The 19,945-nt window shown below is 39.7% G+C and carries 17 protein-coding genes; 12 read left to right on the forward strand and 5 right to left on the reverse strand.

The annotated features are described in order from the left end of the window. Genes ACNKXS_RS08605 through ACNKXS_RS08615 form a run of 3 tightly spaced genes read left to right on the forward strand, consistent with a single transcriptional unit; the run spans position 1 to position 2,679 of the window. Complete coding sequence (locus ACNKXS_RS08605) at positions 1–1,026, forward strand: COX15/CtaA family protein (RefSeq protein WP_417920523.1); 1,026 nt, start codon at positions 1–3, stop codon at positions 1,024–1,026. A 24-nt stretch (positions 1,027–1,050) separates the two neighbouring features. Continuing rightward, a complete protein-coding gene (locus tag ACNKXS_RS08610) occupies positions 1,051–1,569 on the forward strand; it encodes an IS1096 element passenger TnpR family protein (protein ID WP_298246451.1) in 519 nt (172 codons plus the stop codon). Positions 1,570–1,620: 51 nt separating this feature from the next. Next, positions 1,621–2,679, forward strand: coding sequence for a nucleoid-associated protein (locus ACNKXS_RS08615; protein WP_417920524.1), 1,059 nt, complete (start codon positions 1,621–1,623; stop codon positions 2,677–2,679). 47 nt (positions 2,680–2,726) lie between these two features. Here the strand turns inward: ACNKXS_RS08615 and ACNKXS_RS08620 are convergent, their stop codons facing one another. Beyond that, entirely contained in the window at positions 2,727–3,791 is a 1,065-nt protein-coding gene (locus tag ACNKXS_RS08620) for a hypothetical protein (RefSeq protein ID WP_295179662.1), read from the reverse strand. Between the two features lie 94 nt (positions 3,792–3,885). On the opposite strand from ACNKXS_RS08620, the gene ACNKXS_RS08625 reads away from it, so the two are divergent. The 6 genes from ACNKXS_RS08625 (at position 3,886) to ACNKXS_RS08650 (ending at position 13,401) form a co-directional block, all read left to right on the forward strand. Continuing rightward, the gene (locus ACNKXS_RS08625; protein WP_417920525.1) at positions 3,886–4,791 is read left to right on the forward strand and encodes an ABC transporter ATP-binding protein; all 906 of its coding nucleotides are present in this window, start codon (positions 3,886–3,888) and stop codon (positions 4,789–4,791) included. Beyond that, positions 4,791–5,627, forward strand: a complete 837-nt coding sequence (locus ACNKXS_RS08630; RefSeq protein ID WP_417920526.1) for an ABC transporter permease — start codon at positions 4,791–4,793, stop codon at positions 5,625–5,627. Before ACNKXS_RS08625 ends, ACNKXS_RS08630 begins: the two co-directional genes overlap by 1 nt. 25 nt (positions 5,628–5,652) lie before the next feature. Then, a complete protein-coding gene (locus ACNKXS_RS08635) occupies positions 5,653–8,409 on the forward strand; it encodes a T9SS type B sorting domain-containing protein (protein WP_417920527.1) in 2,757 nt (918 codons plus the stop codon). A 1-nt stretch (position 8,410) separates the two neighbouring features. After that, on the forward strand, positions 8,411–10,015 hold the full coding sequence (locus ACNKXS_RS08640) for a T9SS type B sorting domain-containing protein (protein WP_417920528.1): 1,605 nt from the start codon (positions 8,411–8,413) through the stop codon (positions 10,013–10,015). A gap of 70 nt (positions 10,016–10,085) precedes the next feature. Continuing rightward, on the forward strand, positions 10,086–12,089 hold the full coding sequence (gene uvrB / locus ACNKXS_RS08645) for an excinuclease ABC subunit UvrB (protein WP_417920529.1): 2,004 nt from the start codon (positions 10,086–10,088) through the stop codon (positions 12,087–12,089). 91 nt (positions 12,090–12,180) lie between these two features. Beyond that, a complete protein-coding gene (locus ACNKXS_RS08650; protein WP_417920530.1) occupies positions 12,181–13,401 on the forward strand; it encodes a hypothetical protein in 1,221 nt (406 codons plus the stop codon). Between the two features lie 53 nt (positions 13,402–13,454). Here ACNKXS_RS08650 and ACNKXS_RS08655 read toward each other — a convergent pair whose 3' ends face one another. Continuing rightward, the gene (locus ACNKXS_RS08655) at positions 13,455–13,898 is read right to left on the reverse strand and encodes an Hsp20/alpha crystallin family protein (protein ID WP_295181963.1); all 444 of its coding nucleotides are present in this window, start codon (positions 13,896–13,898) and stop codon (positions 13,455–13,457) included. A 195-nt stretch (positions 13,899–14,093) separates the two neighbouring features. On the opposite strand from ACNKXS_RS08655, the gene ACNKXS_RS08660 reads away from it, so the two are divergent. Next, positions 14,094–15,386, forward strand: coding sequence for a DUF2254 domain-containing protein (locus tag ACNKXS_RS08660; protein ID WP_417920531.1), 1,293 nt, complete (start codon positions 14,094–14,096; stop codon positions 15,384–15,386). A 2-nt stretch (positions 15,387–15,388) separates the two neighbouring features. Beyond that, positions 15,389–15,625 (forward strand): DUF1456 family protein, encoded by a 237-nt coding sequence (locus tag ACNKXS_RS08665; RefSeq protein ID WP_295181959.1) that lies wholly within the window; start codon positions 15,389–15,391, stop codon positions 15,623–15,625. 94 nt (positions 15,626–15,719) lie between these two features. Here ACNKXS_RS08665 and ettA read toward each other — a convergent pair whose 3' ends face one another. From ettA to ACNKXS_RS08680, 3 genes are all read right to left on the reverse strand, one after another. Next, positions 15,720–17,411 (reverse strand): energy-dependent translational throttle protein EttA, encoded by a 1,692-nt coding sequence (ettA, locus tag ACNKXS_RS08670; RefSeq protein WP_417920532.1) that lies wholly within the window; start codon positions 17,409–17,411, stop codon positions 15,720–15,722. Positions 17,412–17,473: 62 nt separating this feature from the next. Further along, positions 17,474–17,950, reverse strand: a complete 477-nt coding sequence (locus ACNKXS_RS08675; RefSeq protein WP_417920533.1) for a DinB family protein — start codon at positions 17,948–17,950, stop codon at positions 17,474–17,476. Between the two features lies 1 nt (position 17,951). Next, positions 17,952–18,131: a CAL67264 family membrane protein gene (locus tag ACNKXS_RS08680; protein WP_141877153.1), complete on the reverse strand. Its 180-nt coding sequence runs from the start codon at positions 18,129–18,131 to the stop codon at positions 17,952–17,954. Between the two features lie 180 nt (positions 18,132–18,311). On the opposite strand from ACNKXS_RS08680, the gene ACNKXS_RS08685 reads away from it, so the two are divergent. Further along, positions 18,312–19,940 (forward strand): acyl-CoA carboxylase subunit beta, encoded by a 1,629-nt coding sequence (locus ACNKXS_RS08685; RefSeq protein ID WP_417920534.1) that lies wholly within the window; start codon positions 18,312–18,314, stop codon positions 19,938–19,940. The last annotated feature ends 5 nt before the right edge of the window (positions 19,941–19,945 follow it).

Raw genomic sequence — 19,945 nt, forward strand, 5'->3', positions numbered from 1 at the left:
ATGTATAGAAATTGGGTCAAAATCTCGTTAATCCTGGTTTATCTTGTAATAGTTGCCGGCGCCGTGGTTAGAATGACCGGCTCAGGCATGGGCTGTCCTGACTGGCCAAAATGCTTTGGATACTACATCCCTCCTTCTGAAGTTTCAGAAATTAAATTTCAGCCGAACAGAGCTTATAAAGAAGGACAGGTGATCATCGTAGATGAAACCTTAAAGGTTGCTGCTTCAGATTTTACTTCAGCAGAACGCTATAATCCGAATAACTGGAAAAGTTACGAAAAGCATGATTACGCCATTTTCAATCCAACTCATACATGGGTAGAATATATCAATCGGCTTGTAGGAGCTCTTGCAGGAATTGCCGTCCTGATCATGGCAATACTGTCGTTTAAAAAATTCAGAAAAAGTAAAAGGATCACGATCCTATCCTGGCTGAGCGTACTTATGATGGGATTCCAGGCATGGCTTGGAGCTACCGTGGTGTATTCGGTGCTTGCTCCGGCCAAGATCACTATTCATATGGTGATGGCACTGGTGATCGTTGCAGTCCTGCTATACCTGTTATATATAAGCCGGGAGCACGCTTCAGGAAAATTTAAAACCATTACTTTTCAGAATCTTTTGATTTTTGCTGTGATTCTTACGCTCGTACAGGTGGTAATGGGCACACAGGTTCGACAATTTGTAGATGAGCAGGTTCGAAATTATGGATATAACGCTGAAGAATTATGGCTGGCCGACCCGAATCTTAATTTTTATATTCACAGATCCTTCTCTATCATAGTGCTTTTATTGAATGTATTCCTGTGGTGGAATAATCGCCAGAATAACTTATTCCAGTCACGGGTGAATTGGGTAATCGCCTTTATCTTACTGGAGGTTGGAACTGGAGTCGCCATGTATAATTTCGACTTCCCCTTTTTATCGCAACCACTTCACCTGGTGATTGCCTCCCTCCTTTTTGGTGTTCAATTCTACCTGTTAATGGAGACTATTTATGCGCCTGAAAAGATTAAAAAAATGTAACTTTGCCCTCCAATTTTTTGAGATATGATATATAGATTTCGTGTAATTTTAGATGCCAAGGAAGATGTTTTCAGAGATATCGAAATGTTGCATGACAGCACATTGGAAGATCTCCATAACACTATTGTTCAGTCTTTTGGATTCGACGGAACCGAAATGGCTTCCTTTTACATTAGTGATGAGGAATGGAACCAGGGTGAAGAAATCCACCAGTTCGATATGAGTGGAAATGATACTTCTATCAAGTTGATGAATGAGACAACGTTGGATAGTGTTCTTTCTGAAAAAGAAACAAAGCTTATCTACGTGTACGATTTTCTGAAAATGTGGACTTTCTTTGTGGAACTTGCTCAAATTGCAGAAGCTGAAGAAGGAACAGATTATCCAAACCTGATGTATGTTCATGGACAGATTCCTGATGACGCTCCGGAAAAGGAATTTACAGGTGAAAATGAAGATGGCTCACCAGATGACGATGGTTTTGATGATAGCTACGGAACCGATGGTTACGATGATTTTGAGTTCGATGAGAACTGGAATTAAGTAGCACTACTTCAGAATGAATACTAACTTTTAAAATAACTTCAGAAATATATGATCAATCTTTTTAATGCGCAGATAGAATCGCTATCTATCCACAGGGTTGGAAATAAGAATCGCGGTGAAAACATCTTTCTTTCCGCTTCTACCTTCAAACTTGATGATGAGATCAAACCTCTTATCAAGGAATATTTCCTGAAGCCTTTCCGCGAAAAAGAGGAATCATATTATCGTTTTCATCATGAAACCGATATTGAGTTCAACGAGCTGTACAATCTTTCTAATAAGATCTTTGACGATCCATATAACATCCACGAATATTCCAAGAGGATAGCAACTTTATTGTATGAGCAGTCTACTCACCCACATATCAAAAGTGGAGAAGTTTATGTAGTTTACTTTGAAGGAATGCAACTGGATAACATCAAAGTTCCGGCTATTGGCATTTTTAAATCTGAATTAAAGCATGATTTCCTGCAGTTTGAACAAAGCCAGAGCAACTTGGAAATGGTCGTGCAGCAGGGAGTGAATTTGCAGAAACTGGATAAAGGCGCGATTATCTTCAATAGCAACCAGGCAGAAGGTTTTAAAATTCTTTCTGTGGATTCTAACCGCTATGACACGAAATACTGGCTGGAAAACTTTCTTGGAGTGGATGTACTTGCAGATGAGAATTATTTCACTAAGAACTACCTGAACTTTGCTAAGAATTTTGCGAAGGATGTAGTACTGCCTGCGGAAGATAAAAAACAGGAAGTGATGTTCATGAACCGAAGTATGGATTACTTCGCTAAGAACGATGACTTCGAGGAGTCAAACTATATCAATTCTGTGATCGATAATCCAGATCTTATCCCCGAATTTCAGAATTATAAAACTGAAAAAGCTCCGAAATATAAAGTTGAAGATCTCACCAGTTTCCCCATCGCAAACAAAGCGGTGACAGATGCACGTAAGAAGATCAAAAACGTGATCACCTTAGACACGAACATCCAGATCAAGATGGATTTTGTTAGTGCAGAGTCGGCTGAAAAATTTGTGGAAAAAGGATGGGATGAAGATAAACAGATGTATTACTATCTTGTCTACTTCAACAAAGAGGAAAAGAAATAGAAAAGTATAGACTTAAAAAAAAGCGGTGAATTATTCACCGCTTTTTTTTAATCCAGCATACGTTGAGTATTCACATTTTCGTAATTTCTTCTCACGAAATCCAGCGCAGTTCGCAGAATCTGTCCCATGGTACTAGCCCTTTTGAATTTCATATCTTTAGAAAACGCATATAGTTGATTTCTAAGCATTTTGACATTATCCTTAGTAGATACATGGTCATTGATCATACATCGAATGAGCTCTTTATACCTGCTCTGCGTATTGATCATTCTCTTAGCCAGCAAGGATCGCTCTTCTTTTCTATATTGTTCTATAGATGAGTTTTCCAGCTTATCTGAAACCAGTTGCACCATCTGGAAGTTTTCCTTGAAGAATTGTGGACGGTAAACTTTTAAATTTCCCTCGAAACACTGCTGATCAAAATCGATCGCCCGAATCTGATACTCTACATGATCGAAATCATGAGTTGGGATCACCACGTAATTATAAGATCTCATATCACCTAATAATCGTACAGTACAGCGTTCATTGAACTTTACGAACTGCTTGGCGATCTGGGTTTGTGCCCGAAGATCACATTTTGGTAAGTGGTCTTCAATAAATACATCGCCTGGAATTCCTGCAATATGCTCTTCAATCAGGGTATCTTTGTAAACCAGAAAGTTGATCCTGTGCGGAGAAAGAAGATGTTCGAATTCCAGACCATATAGCCTGGAGGCATCAGCTTTTTTTACATAGAAATAGGTAAAACTATCATTCAGAATATTCCGGACTTTTATTCTGAAGGGTTTTGAATTTCCGAAGGTGCAATAATCGATCGCATCCACATTTAGATAATTGAGAGAATCATCACTACCATCGGAGTGTAGGATAGTATATACCTTTTTAAGACTGTTATCGATCTCTACTCGCTCAAATTCAGGATAATAACAACGCACCCAGAACGTATCCTCATCATGCTGGTCGTACACTACCACAGAACCTGAAAACCTGAGTAGATCATCATAAAAAACTGGAATCTTAGTATTACGGTTATATTTCTGAAGATAACGGTTAAAGCGTTCGTTCACGGGGAACGCCGGCTTCTTTTGTGACATCAGTTTTTCTTCCATAAAATCCCTCGTTTTGCTCAAAAATAAGCTTAATATGCTAAAACTTGTAACAAAAGTCTAACTTCGTCAACACATATCAAACAATTCATCAATCTTGGAAACAATACTAACATTAAACAATCTCACCAAAAAATTTGGCGGAATGACCGCCGTGGACAACCTGAGTTTCAGCATTGAGAAAGGGAACGTTTACGGTATACTTGGGCCTAACGGGAGCGGTAAATCCACTACGCTTGGAATGGTTCTTAATGTCGTGAACAAAACATCAGGCAATTTTCGCTGGTTCGATGGCAACACCTCTACACATAATGCTTTAAAAAAGGTGGGTGCCATTATCGAGCATCCTAACTTTTACCCCTATATGACTGCGGCACAAAATCTGGCCCTGGTTTGCAAGATTAAGGGCACGAACAAAGCAAAGGTTCAGGAAAAACTGGAGATCGTTGGCTTGCTGGATCGAAAGGACAGTAAGTTCAAAACCTTTTCGCTTGGTATGAAACAACGTCTGGCTATCGCATCTGCCCTGCTTAACGATCCTGAAATCTTAATTCTGGATGAACCTACAAACGGACTCGATCCTCAGGGAATTCACCAGATTAGGGAGATCATAAGAAAGATCGCTTCTGGTGGAACCACCATTTTGCTGGCATCACATTTATTGGATGAAGTAGAAAAGGTCTGTTCTCATGTAGTTATTATTCGGAAAGGCGTAAAACTATATAGTGGTCCCGTTGACGAAATCGTTAGCAGTCACGGATTCTTTGAACTGAAAGCCGGCAACATGATAAAACTTCAGGAATTGCTGGAAAAGCATCCTAAAATTGGCAAGATCACCGACAAAGAAGGAACTCTTACCGCTTTCCTTGATGAACCAATGGAAGCAGAAGATATCAACCGGTATTTATTTGACCAGGGATTGTCTTTATCATTTTTGATAAAGCGTAAAGAAAGCCTGGAAGAGCAATTCCTTCAATTAACCAACCAAACCGCCGAAGCATAATGTTACGTTTACTCGAAATAGAATACAATAAATTACGATATAGCAGATCTGCCAGGATCCTGATTATCACTTATTTTATACTCATCACATTTATTGCGCTTATCGCCTCTATTGAATTTAATATCGGCCAGATACAGTTTAGAGTTGCAGACCAGGGAATTTTTAATTTTCCTTACATATGGCATTTCAATAGTTATATCGCTGCACTACTGAAGATCTTTCTTGCAATCGTCATCGTTTCCATGATGTCGAACGAATACAGCAACCGTACGATCAAACAGAATTTAATTGATGGATTGAGTAAAAAGGAATTTATTCTTTCCAAATTTCTCACAGTACTGGTGTTTTCTGGAATATCTACGATCTTTCTTTTTATCGTCACTATGATCCTTGGCTATTCCTTTTCAGATTTTACTGAATTTTCTATAGTAGTTTCAGACCTGGAATATCTGCTGGCCTATTTTGTTAAACTAACCGGATTCTTTGCTTTTTGTATGTTTCTTGGTATTCTTATCAAAAGATCTGCTTTCGCCCTGGGATTCCTGGTAGTATGGGCTATTTTTGAAAGCATTCTTTATGGTATTTTAAATTTCAAAGTATTTAAAGGGACAGATACTGCAACCAATATTATGCAGTTTTTCCCTCTGGAGTCAATGAGTAATCTTGTGGTAGAGCCATTTTCAAGACTAAATGCGGTACAGGCTGCAGCCAACCAGATTGGTGGAGAGTTGGATAAAGATTACGGGATCCATTGGTACCAGTTACTCATAGTGATCGCCTGGGTTTTCATATTTGTATACCTTTCATTATTTCTACTGAAGAAGCGTGATTTGTAGACTTATTTTATAGCTTTACGTTAGTATGAAGTTGAAAGTGATCCTTGCCATATTCCTGCTGCCGACACTCATGTACGGCCAGCAGGAAGCAGCAAACTGGTATTTTGGTGTAGGCGCTGGATTATCATTTACTTCAGGCGAAGCGGTTCCGCTTACCAATGGAGTATTGAACACTATCGAAGGTTCTGCTAGTATTTCAGATAGAAACGGAAATTTGCTTTTTTATACAGATGGTTCAACGGTTTACAATCGTAATCATCAGGTAATGCTAAATGGAAGTGATCTAAAAGGAAATGTTTCGAGCACACAATCGGCAATCATTGTTCCGAAGCCTGCAAATCCCGGGTTCTATTATATTTTCACGGTAGACAAGCCAGACTATTTCCGCATATCCAATGATCCTATTGAAGGTGTTCATTTTTCTGAAGTAGATATGAGTCTTGATAATGGAAATGGTGGCATTATTGCGAGCACCAAGAATACTCACCTGGTTACCTATGATCCTTCAGATCCCGTGGAAAAAGAATTCAAAAGTTCTGAAAAGATTTCCGCAGTGATCGCGGGAGATTGTGTTTCATACTGGGTGGTCACTCAGTTTACTAATAAATTCTACTCATTTAGAGTAAGTTCCGCAGGAGTAAATACGAGCGCAGTCATTTCCACTATCAATAACAATTTTCCTCCCAGGATCAACGAACAGGACTTAAACGTTACAGCTCCGGGCTATATGAAAATCTCTCCAGATGGAAATTACCTGGCTGCGGCTTATAGTGGAACCAGTATTGGGAGTCCGCGTTCTGGAGGTGCTAAGAAAACCGGAAAAGTATTTCTCTACGATTTTAATGATCTTAGCGGTAGAGTTTCCAATGAAAAATTGCTACTGGCCAATGCCTATCCTTACGGCATAGAATTTTCTCCAGAATCCACTAAACTGTACGCAACTTCCAATAATTACAATACAGAAGATGTCTTACAAAATGGTGAGTTATATCAATTTGATCTCGAAGCTACCAATATTGCTACTTCAGCCACTTTGATAAATTCCTCCAGAAATGTTGCTGGAGCTTTACAATTAGCCCCTAACGGCAAAATATATCGCGCTGGTTACTCTACTGATGGGGGCTTCGTAAGATGGAACCTGATGTCTGTGATCAATGAACCTGAAGAAGACGCTGCAAACGTAAATTACCGACACAACAGTTTAGATATTTCTCCTAAAGTCGTTAGGCTTGGCCTGCCGCCGTTTGTACAGTCTCTTTTCAATAATAATTTTGAATATAAGAATATCTGTCTGGGGCAGACTACAGAATTTACCGCAGGAGATGCTTCGAAATATGATGCTTTTATGTGGGAATTTGGAGATGGTGCCACCTCCACTGCCGCAGCACCTATGCATACCTACAGTGCAGCAGGCACTTATACAGTGAGTCTTACCGGGATCATCAATGGAATTCCTCAGGACCCGGTTTGCGAAGAGGTGACCATTTTTGAAATTCCCAATGTACCTTCAGATTTTGTTCTGAAACAATGTGATGTTCAGGATTCAGATCCAACCGATGGAATTGCGACTTTTAATCTTCAGCTTGCCAAGGAAGAGTTATCACAGGGTCAATCGGGTATTCAGCTTTTTTTCTACGGAAGTGAGGCAGATGCCATTGCCGATGTGAACAACGAACTTACCCTAAATAACATCTACCGGAACAACGCTCCTAATGAAGAGGTTTTTGTAAAAATTAGTGGCTTCGGAAGTGATTGTTACGATATAGAAAGCTTCAGGCTTCAAACTACCGAAAGTGTGGATCTATCACTGGAAACAGCTACAGGTTGTGATCTGGGAGATGGTACGGCTGAATATAATCTGGGTACTATTGCTGAAAATGCCAGAAACGATCTTGGCTTAAATTTTAACGTTCAACTGAGCTTCCACACTTCAGAAGATGATGCGATTCTTGGCACTAATGCACTGCCTGAAAATTATGTTACGAGTCCAAAAACCTTATATATTCGGGCAGATGCAGATAATATTTGCTATGGATTTGGAAGTGTAGAATTGGAAATGACCGGTATTCCGGCAGTTCAATCTTTGATGAGCCTGAATGGTTGCGCAGCAGATTTCCCGGTAATTCTTGGTAATGATCTGGCTCTTCCTAATCCTGATGAATTCGATTATACATGGAGTACCGGCGAAACTGGTAGAACCATCGAGGTTAACGATTCTGGCAACTATTCATTAAGCCTTACATTAAAGGAGTCTGGCTGCGGAAGATCTATAGATTTTAATGTCGAAAAATTTGAAGCTCCTGAAATTTCTGAAATAGAGATTTCTAATAATGGCAGTGAAAATGATCTCTTAATTTTCACCAATTCAACCGATGAAAATACGGTTTACGCACTGGATAATATCAACGGACCCTATCAATCCAATCCGGAATTTCGAGGAGTTCCCGGAGGACAACATACAGTGTATATAAAGAATAGTATGGGATGTTCGATTGGCGAAATGCAGGTTTCTTTATATGGTCATCCGCCGTTTTTCACTCCAAACAATGATGGCTCTAATGATCTTTGGAGACCCTACGATATTTCTGAACCGGGATTTGATTTTCAGAAAATTATAATTTTTGATCGGTATGGTAAAATCATAGCCATGCTTCCTAAAGAAACTAAGGGTTGGGATGGTAACTTTAATGGCAGACCTATGCCAGCAAATGATTACTGGTTTGAAGTCAGCCTCGAAAATGGTAAAATTTTTAAAGGACATTTCTCCCTTATTAGAGAATAAAATGAAATACTTAAGAATTTTAATTCTTTTCCTTACGTTCCCTGCACTTTCCTGGGCTCAGAATCCTGCAAGTGATTGTGGTGGAGCGATTAAAATTTGTGGCGATGGCAGGATTTCCAGCAATGCAGATGGCATAGGTACCCAGGAACTCAATGGCACCAACAATTGTGCAAGCCAGGAGACTAACTCCCTTTGGCTGGAGATCGAAATTACCAAAGCGGGATCACTAGGGTTTAATTTAAAACCTACCAGTAATGATATCAACGTAGATTATGATTTCTTTATTTTTGGTCCAAATGCCAGCTGTAACAACCTGGGAAACGCTATTCGTTGTTCTACGACGAATCCTAATGCCGCCGGTTTAGCATCCAATTTCACCGGTTTAAATGCCAGATCGACAGAAACGAGTGAAGGACCTGGGCCAGATGGTGATAGCTTTGTCGCAAATCTCGATGTAAAGCCTGGGGAAACCTATTTTATCGTGATAGACAGACCTGTGGGAAACAGTCCGTTTGAACTAGAGTGGACAGGAACAGCTACTACCGGCGGCTTTCCTTTCCCAGATGGACCACAATACAATGAAGGCATGGACCTGGAAACCTGCAATGCGAACGGGAGCGCGATTTTCGATCTTAGCCAGAATACACCTATTATCAATATCCAGAATAGCACTACTCTTACTTACCATGAAACTATTGCCGATGCTACTGACGGTATCAACGCCTTGAGCGATATTTATACCAGTGACGTCCCAAGTAAACCAATTTTTGCCCGAATTGAAAATGATCTTACCGGTTGTTCAAAGATCACAGATTTTACCCTTACCATCAATGATGGACCTGTGGTGGCTCAAAATTTAGAATTTGAGCAATGCGATCTGGACAAAAATAATCTCGCTGACTACGAATTAAGCGATCTCTATAATGAAATTCTGAATGGGATCAATGGAGCTCACGATATCGCTTTTTTCACTTCGGAAAATGCCGCCCGGGAAAATTCGAATCCTGTTTCAAGTTTGTATACTTCAGCAGGAGCAGAAAGCCTGTTTGCAAGAACTTCCGAAGCAGGGAATCCAGATTGCTTCAATATCACGAGAATCGAACTTATTCTGAATGAACCTCCCAATGTTGAAGCTATTTCTCTCGTTCAGCCTGCTATTAATTCAAATAGTAATACTATTGAAATAAGTTTTCCGAACACAGAAGCATATGAATATTCTATAGGAAACGAAGATGGTCCTTTTCAAACGAGTACTACTTTTGAGAATGTTACTTCCGGTTTTCAGGATCTTTACATCCGTGATCTAAAGCAATGTGCTATTATCAAAACACAAATTGCCATCATTGGGTATGATAACTTTTTTACTCCCAATCAGGACGGAATCAATGATTTCTGGCAATTAAATGGTATTGGCAGCGAAACGGCTGCCTCCAATAAGATTAGCATATTTGACCGCTACGGAAAATTAATATCAAAACTAACTGCGGCAGACAAAGGATGGGACGGCACATTTGATGGTCAGCCAATGCCGGCAGATGACTACTGGTTTCGAGTCTTGCTACAAACTGGACAGGAATTTAAAGGTCATTTCTCACTTGTTAGGTAAATGCCAAAAACTTGAATAAAGCTCTGTAATTGTTTAATTTCGTCGGGCTAGGAAAAAGGAAGACTGCCTCATGAAATTCGATATAAAATCTGATTATAAACCTACGGGAGATCAGCCCAATGCCATCAAACAACTCGTTAGCGGGATCAATAAAAACGAACAATTCCAGACGTTACTGGGAGTAACCGGTTCTGGTAAAACCTTTACGGTCGCCAATGTTATTGAAGAGGTGCAAAGGCCAACGCTGGTGCTGGCACATAATAAAACTCTTGCCGCCCAGTTATATTCAGAATTCAAGCAGTTCTTCCCTGAGAATGCTGTGGAGTATTTTGTAAGTTATTATGATTATTACCAGCCAGAAGCATTTATACCAACTTCCGGAACTTATATTGAAAAGGATCTTTCGATCAATGAGGAGATCGAAAAGTTGCGTTTAAGCACCACTTCTTCTCTTCTAAGCGGAAGACGGGATGTGATCGTGGTTGCTTCAGTTTCGTGTCTTTACGGGATTGGTAATCCTGTAGAATTTAAAAAGAACGTGGTTTCCATTGAACGTGATATGGAAATTAGCAGAACCAAATTTTTGCATAGCTTGGTACAGTCCCTGTATTCCAGGACAGAAGCTGAGTTTTCCCATGGAAATTTCAGAATAAAAGGTGATACGGTAGACGTGTTTCCAAGTTATGCCGATAATGCTTTCAGAATTCATTTTTTTGGAGATGAAATTGAAGAGATCGAAGCCTTTGATCCTGGAACTAATGATGTTATCGAGAAATATCAAAGACTGAATATTTATCCTGCGAATATGTTCGTGACCTCACCTGATGTTTTAAAAGGTGCGATCCATCAAATTCAGGATGACCTGGTAAAACAGGTTGATTACTTTTCTGATATTGGTAAAACTCTTGAAGCAAAAAGGCTTGATGAAAGAACGAATTTCGATCTTGAAATGATACGGGAACTGGGATACTGCTCGGGTATTGAGAACTACTCCCGTTACCTGGATGGCCGTCTTCCCGGGACAAGACCTTTCTGTTTGCTGGATTATTTTCCAGATGATTACTTGATGATCGTAGACGAAAGTCACGTGACCATTCCGCAGGTTCATGCCATGTATGGTGGTGACCGCTCTAGAAAAGAGACCTTGGTTGATTACGGCTTCCGACTCCCGGCTGCGATGGACAACCGGCCATTGAAATTTGAGGAATTTGAAGCCTTGCAAAACCAGGTGATTTATGTAAGCGCAACTCCAGCCGATTATGAACTTCAGAAAAGTGAAGGAGTTTATGTGGAGCAGGTTATTAGACCTACAGGCCTGCTGGATCCAATTGTGGAAGTTCGTCCAAGTTTGAACCAGATCGATGATCTAATTGAAGAAATTCATGTTCGGGTAGAAAGAGATGAAAGAACGCTGGTTACTACGCTTACCAAAAGAATGGCAGAAGAGCTGGCGAAATATCTGACGCGTATCGATGTGCGCTGTCGTTATATACATTCAGATGTAGACACTTTAGAACGCGTGGAGATCATGCAGGATCTTCGACGCGGAATATTTGATGTTCTTATTGGTGTAAACTTGCTGCGTGAAGGACTGGATTTGCCAGAAGTTTCTCTGGTTGCGATCATCGATGCCGATAAAGAAGGTTTTTTAAGAAGCAACCGATCTCTGACTCAGACCATCGGTAGAGCTGCCCGACATGTGGATGGACGAGCTATTCTGTATGCAGATAAAATCACAGATAGTATGCAGAAAACGATCGACCAGACTGAGTATCGTCGCCAGAAACAGATGGATTATAATACGAAACACAACATCACTCCTACTAAGCTTAATAAGAAATTTGATAGCGCCCTGGTAAAAGAAAAGCTGGATATTTATGATGACGAGGAGCGTACCGACTTAAAAGCTGCGGAAGCTGAAGCCGAATATCTCACCAAGCCACAGATGGAAAAGAAAGTTCGCGAGAAGCGGAAAGCTATGGAGACAGCCGCCAAAGAACTTGATTTTATGCAGGCCGCGAAGTTGAGAGATGAGATCAAAATACTTCAGGGAAAAATTAACGATAGCGACTAAAATAAATAGTTGCCATGTTAATTATTCGTCTATATTTGGATCACCCAATTCGTCCTAGATCGACTTCTATGGCAAGCTAAAATGTTTGTTCATGAAAAAAATTATGTGCCTGTTTTTGATGGGTATGATAATGTCTCAACTAGAGGCACAGGTAGGGATTGGAACCTCAGAACCTAAAGCACAGTTAGATATTGTAGCGACTAACACTGCAGATCCTGCGAGCATTGACGGTATTCTCATACCTAGAATTACGAAATTTCCAGTTGTTGCACCTTCGGAAGATCAACATGGAATGCTGGTTTTTTTAAGTAAGAGCGTTAGCGGTTTTCCGGAAGGGTTCTATTTCTGGAATGGCTCGGAAAAGAAATGGAAAGCGATCGCTGCAGAAGCCAATACTGCAAACTTCTATAAAACCGGAACAACGGTCTCTCCGAATAATATTACAGATCCTATTTTTCGCGAAGCCAGTATGGGTCTTGGTACAGATCAGATCTCTTCAAGATTACAGGTTGCCATCGCTTCGGGGAAAGATACCGGGCTCAAGAAAGGCCTTGAGGTAGATAATGCCAACTCCGCTACAGATAATCTTACCACTTACGGAATTATCAGCGATAATAGAAGCGCTACCAACGGTAACAAATACGGAATCAAAAATAATGTTGGTGGGGTTGGTCTTGGGATTCATTACGGGATATTCAACGAAACCTACCAGAATACCGGCACGAATGATATCTACGGAATATACAATCGTGTAGGTAGAACTTTTGGAGCGAGAAGTAATAACTACGGAATCTATTCTGAAATTGGATCCATTCAGGGAGTTGGAAATATTTTCGGGATTTACAGTATTGCTACCGGAGATGCTAACAGCAATGTTTATGCCGGCTACTTTAATGGAAGAATAGGAATAGGAACCAGCCCGGAAACGGAATATGTACTCCCTTTAAATCGTGGCACCGAAGGTCAGGTAATGTCTCTCAATGCGAGCGGACAGGTAAGCTGGACCAATGCTGGCTTTGAAAATTACAGTTCTACAACCAGCGTCGTGGCAGACTATACAATAGGAGATGAAGTTGGAACCCTAAGAATTAACAACCAGGTAACTGGTTTGATCATGCCTGCGTCTGCTTCTAATAAAGGACGAATATTACGCCTTATCAACTGGCCTGGAAATTCTGAGAAGTTTTTCCAATTTGCAGGTGGCGATGATCTGTTCGATCCAAGGACAAACACCAAAGTTCTTAGCATCAAGTCTGGACAGATCTTTACAATTCAGAGTGCCGGGAACAGGTGGATACTTTTAAGTCAATAAAAAAAGCGCTCCGTAGAGCGCTCTTCAACCTTAACTAATCAAACTACCTTTGTTTACGAAATATCGATCAACCTTTTGGCCTGTACTTTTGCTTCTTCCTTTTTTGGAAGGGCTATCTCCAGAACACCATTCTTATAGGTTGCAGATATTTTACCGCTATCTACAGAATCTGGCAAGCTAAAAGCTCTTCTAAAATTACTGTAGCTAAATTCTCTTCTGGTGAATCTACCCTGCTCTTCAGTTTTCTCAACCTCTTTTTTAGCTTCCGAAGAAATAGTTAGAACATCATTATCGAGTTCAATATTAAAATCTTCTTTTCCCTTTCCGGGAGCAGCAACTTCAACAGAAAAACTGTCCTCAGTTTCTCTAATATTTACTGCTGGAATACTGGTTCCAATACTATTCACGTTTGTAGTTCCACCAAGCCAGTCATTTTTGAACATATCATCAATCACTGATGGTAACCAACCTGTTTCATTTCGCTTAATAAGACTCATAGTTTTATGTTTTTAAATTAATAATCATTATTGATTTTGTAGAAGGAATAGCAATTCCGATACCATCAAAAAAAACATGTCTTTTTGACGTGTTTCTTGATAAATTGGATGTCATTTTGTCTTAAATGACTAAATAAATATTAAAAACTTTCAAATCGGGGCTGTTTACGTAATTTTAGGAGCAACTACTATCATATGAAACAACTTTACAATCGCGGTCTCTCTTTTTTTAATATTATTGAGAGTAAGATTGCCTTTTACCCTACACTACTGGCATTTTTTGGTTTCAATTTTGCCTTTTTCATGTTATATCTTGAAAACAAAGGTATTTCCAAGTATTTGATTGAACATGTTCCACAGCTCGTAATTGATAACGGGGATACGGCGATGACTATCCTTAGTTCACTCATTTCAGGTTTGATCTCTGTGGTTGTTTTTAGCTTTTCCATGGTAATGCTGCTATTGAGCCAGGCCAGTAGCAACTTTTCACCGAGGCTGCTTCCGGGACTTATAAGTGACAGGAGACACCAGGTTATTTTGGGGATCTATCTATGTACAATTCTATACTGCATCTTCATACTGTTTTCCATTCAGCCAGATGGGGAAAAATACCAAATTCCAGCTCTGGCGGTTTTACTGGGAATTATCCAGACGGTCATTAGTATCTATGCGTTCATCTATTTTATTCATAACATTTCACAAAGTATTCAGATTAGCAATATTCTTCAGAACATTTTTCAGGAAGCTAAAGACCGGCTGCAGAAGCTTGTAGACAAACAAAAGTTCAAGGAGGTTGAATTTCCGAAGACAGAAGACTGGACAGATTATCATAGTGAACAGAGTGGATATCTTCAAAATATCTCTTTCACCAACTTAGTTGATATTTGTAAGGAACATGATGTCAAGATTCATATACTCCCTATTAAAGGAATTTTTGTACTCAGTGGGATTCCATTATTTAAAGTAAGTAAAGAAGTAAATGAAGATGTTGCCAAAATGATCCTGTCCAACTTCAACTTTTCCAGGGAAGAACTGGTGGCAGACAACTACACCCTTGCCTTTAAACAAATAACAGAAATTATTGTGAAAGCAATGTCTCCCGGGATCAATGATCCTGGAACGGCTATTAATGGCATCGATTATTTAACGGAATTACTGGCGTTGAGAATGCAAAAAAGAGATACCAGCTATATTTTCAGGGATGAGGAAGCTTATATTAAACTGAATACCATTGATTTTGAAGATCTCTTGTATAATATTATGGCCTCTATTCGCACATATTGTAAACATGATATAACTTTGGTGCAAAAGTTACTTCTTATGTTTTATTATCTTGAAAAGCAGGTAAAACATAATGATGAATATTCGCAATGCCTAAGAAAAGAGGCTGAAAATCTTTTGATAGACGCCAGAGGTTCTATTGAAAATGAAGTGGATATTAACACTATTACTAATCTAGTTAAACGTTTTAATCTACAAACAACATAAGCATGGCGCTAACTAACAATGATATTTTTAAGAAACTAAGAGTTGCTCATAAACTAACTAATGATGATATCGTTAAGATTTGCGAACTCGTGGATTTCAAGGTGAGTAAAAGTGAACTGGGCGCGATCTTCAGAAGAGAAGATCATGATAAATACGTTGAATGTGGAGATCAATTCCTTCGGAATTTTCTAGATGGCCTGATCATTCACTTACGCGGACCAATGCCGAAGAAGAAGTAGCTTTAGGCTTTAGACTTTAGACTTTAGACAAAAATAAAAAAGAGGAGTTGAAAATAGTTTCAACTCCTCTTTTTATTTCTGAAAAAACTAATTTTTAGCGAGTCAGTTTTTTGTATTTGATTCGTTTAGGCATCAAATCTCCGCCCAATCGTTTTTTCTTGTTCTCTTCATAATCTGAGAAGCTACCTTCAAAGAAATACACCTGTGAATCTCCTTCGAATGCTAAAATATGGGTACAGATTCTGTCCAGGAACCAACGGTCGTGAGAGATCACTACAGCACATCCTGCAAAATTATCCAGACCTTCTTCCAGAGCTCGAAGCGTGTTTACATCAAGGTCGTTGGTAGGCTCATCCAGAAGCAAAACGTTTCCTTCTTCTTTTAGAGTCATAGCAAGGTGCAATCTGTTTCTTTCTCCACCCGAAAGCATGTTCACTTTCTTATTCTGTTCGCTACCGCTAAAGTTAAACCTGCTTAAATAAGCTCGCGAATTCACCTGGCGACCACCCATCATGATCAATTCCTGTTCATCGCTAAAATTTTGCCAGATAGTTTTTTCTGGGTCTATATTGGAATGGCTTTGATCCACATAAGCGATCTGGGCAGTTTCACCTACCTTAAAAGATCCTTTATCTGGAGCTTCCTCTCCCATTATCATTTTAAAGATAGTGGTCTTTCCTGCACCGTTTGGCCCTATAATCCCAACGATTCCTGCTTGTGGTAACTGGAAGTTCAGGTCTTCATAAAGAAGTTTATCTCCAAAAGCCTTACTTACACCCTCAGCCTCGATCACATTTGTTCCCAATCGTGGTCCGTTTGGGATGTAGATTTCCAGTTTTTCATCCATTTGCTTTTGATCCTGACTAAGAAGTTTATCGTAATTCTTTAATCTTGCCTTCTGCTTGGACTGTCTTCCTTTCGGGCTCATTCTTGACCATTCAAGCTCTCGCTCAAGGGTTTTCTGTCTTTTACTTGCTTGTTTCTGCTCCTGAGCAAGACGCTTTGATTTTTGATCTAACCAGGAAGAGTAATTTCCTTTCCAAGGAATACCTTCTCCCCTGTCCAGTTCCAGAATCCATCCCGCTACATTATCAAGGAAATATCTATCGTGAGTTACCGCGATCACAGTACCCTTATATTGTTGCAGGTGATGCTCCAGCCAGTGTACCGATTCTGCATCAAGGTGGTTGGTAGGCTCATCAAGTAAAAGAACATCTGGTTCCTGAAGTAACAATCTACATAAAGCAACTCTTCTTCTTTCCCCTCCAGAAAGTACTCCGATCTTTTTATCTGGCTCTGGAGTTCTTAAAGCGTCCATTGCGATTTCCAGTTTCGTATCAAGTTCCCAGGCGTTGCTGGCGTCAATCTTATCCTGAAGTTCCGCCTGCTTGTCCATGAGTTTCTGCATTTTATCTGCATCCTCATAAACTTCCGGCAACCCGAACATATCATTGATCTTGTTGTACTCATCAAGGATCGCTACGGTTTCAGCAGCTCCTTCTTTTACCACTTCCAGGACCGTTTTTTCATCATCAAGTTCCGGTTCCTGTTCCAGCATTCCAACCGTATAGTTAGGAGAGAACACCACATCACCCTGGAAGTTTGTGTCCTTCCCGGCAATAATATTCATCAAAGTAGATTTACCTGAACCGTTAAGACCAAGGATCCCGATCTTAGCGCCATAAAAGAAACTTAAATAGATATTTTTCAATACCGGTGTGTTTGCCTTCGGAAAGGTTTTGGTCACACCAGACATCGAAAAGATCACTTTTTTATCGTCTGACATATTTTTGTATAATTAATTTTCAATTGTTTGCGAGTGCAAATATCCTGAAATTTTCAGAGAAATCAATTATGATGGATTTCCAATAATCTGCATAAAAGAAGTATTTGACCTGTATGGTAAGCATTATGTTCAATTACCAGCATAACCTGTCTTATAATTGTATGTTCTGTTGAATTCAGGACTACATCATCCAGCGCATTTTCTTCGGAAGTAAAAAAGGTTTTTAAGCTCTCTCTATCCTGAAAGAATTGAGCTTTTAGATCTTTCCATTCCTCTTCATTATCTGGTTTTTGCTTTTCTGGCCAGTAATCCTTAGGCCAGTTCGCTGCTGAATACTCTTCACTAATAGAATATTCCAGAATGTCCTTTTGTGCATATACTATATGATAGAACAACTCATATATAGAGTAAGGCAGATTGTGAGGTCGCATTCCTATTTTATCAAAAGAGATTTCGGCGATCAAATTCTGAATTGGCATAAATGCTTTTCCGCCATCCAGATGTATCGCGATTTGCTTCTTTATAACATCTACATTCATATTATATACGGCCTTTTAATGCATTGAACACCCAGGAAATAAAGAAAAATCCTATCCCGGTAACCGAAAACCCGATGGCATATTCCTTATATTTTAATACTCCTAATAATACTAATGCTGCACCAACTAAAAAGGTGAGAAAAGAGGCCCATGCGAAAATGGTGTTTTTGTTCATTGCCATAGATGCGATTTAAGTGTCCTTGTAATTATAATTAGCGCAATTAATCTAAAGAATTGCTGTCTTTTTGTATTTTAGCAAAAGCCATTTCTGAGTGAAAATTCTTAAAAATTATTCAGAAAATAGATTAATTTCGAATTAATCACATTAAAATAATCAAATTCCTGTAATAAATTCAAAATAATGGATATCAACTTCAATAAGAATGAAGATCATAACAAGTTACTGGTTTCCACATTAAGACAGAAACTTGCCAAGGTAAAATTAGGTGGTGGAGAGAAAAGAATAGAAAAACATCATGCAAAGGGCAAAATGACTGCGAGAGAGCGCATTAATTTCCTACTTGATGATGCTGAAAAAGCTATAGAAATCGGTGCTTTTGCCGGAGAAGGAATGTACGAAGAACACGGTGGTTGCCCTGGAGGTGGTGTCGTGGTGAAGATTGGTCATGTTTCAGGAAAGCAATGTATCGTGGTAGCAAACGATGCTACTGTAAAAGCCGGTGCATGGTTTCCTATTACCGGAAAAAAGAATCTTAGAGCACAGGAAATCGCTATTGAAAACCGACTTCCAATTATCTACCTGGTGGATAGTGCAGGAGTTTTTCTACCAATGCAGGATGAAATATTCCCTGATAAAGAACACTTCGGAAGGATCTTCAGAAACAATGCGGTAATGAGCAGTATGGGAATTACCCAGATCGCTGCCGTCATGGGTAGCTGTGTAGCTGGCGGAGCTTATCTTCCAATTATGAGTGATGAGGCGATTATCGTTGAAAAAACAGGAAGTATCTTTCTTGCCGGAAGTTATCTCGTAAAAGCTGCCATTGGTGAAAGTATCGATAATGAAACTCTTGGAGGAGCTACAACTCATTCAGAAATAAGCGGAGTAACAGATTACAAGGCGAAAGATGATAAAGATGCTCTTACCAAGATTCAGAATATCATGGATAAGATCGGAGATTTTGACAGAGCCGGGTTTAGCCGCAAAAAGTCTGTAAAACCTAAAGAAGATCCAGATGATATCTACGGAATTCTTCCGAAGAAAAGAAGTGATCAATACGATATGCGTAAGATCATAGAAAGACTGGTTGATAATTCTGAATTTGAAGAATATAAAGAAGGCTATGGCCAGACGATCATTACCGGTTACGCGCGTATTGACGGATGGGCTGTTGGTATCGTAGCGAATCAGCGTAAGATCGTAAAGACAAAAAAAGGAGAAATGCAGTTTGGCGGAGTGATCTATTCAGATTCAGCAGACAAGGCGACACGCTTTATCGCCAATTGTAACCAAAAGAAAATTCCACTGGTCTTTCTACAGGATGTGACAGGTTTTATGGTAGGAAGTAAGAGTGAACATGGCGGGATCATAAAAGATGGAGCAAAAATGGTAAGTGCCGTAAGTAATTCGGTAGTACCAAAATTCACTATCATTCTGGGGAATTCCTATGGCGCTGGAAATTACGCGATGTGTGGAAAAGCTTATGACCCAAGATTGATCGCTGCCTGGCCAAGTGCAGAGCTTGCTGTGATGGGAGGAACTCAGGCTGCAAAGGTACTGGCACAAATCGAAACTGCTTCCATGGCGAAGAAAGGTGAAAAGGTAGATGAAGCAAAGGAAAAAGAAGTTTTCGAGAAACTTAAAGCGAAGTATGACGAACAAACCTCAGCATATTATGCTGCAGCCAGACTTTGGACAGATGCAGTGATAGAACCTAAAGATACTAGGAAATGGATCTCAATGGGTATTGAAGCTGCAGACCACGCCCCGATTGAAAAGGATTTCAATATGGGTGTTATCCAGACCTGATTTCT

Source organism: Christiangramia marina (genome assembly GCF_048285865.1).
Taxonomy (GTDB): domain Bacteria; phylum Bacteroidota; class Bacteroidia; order Flavobacteriales; family Flavobacteriaceae; genus Christiangramia; species Christiangramia marina.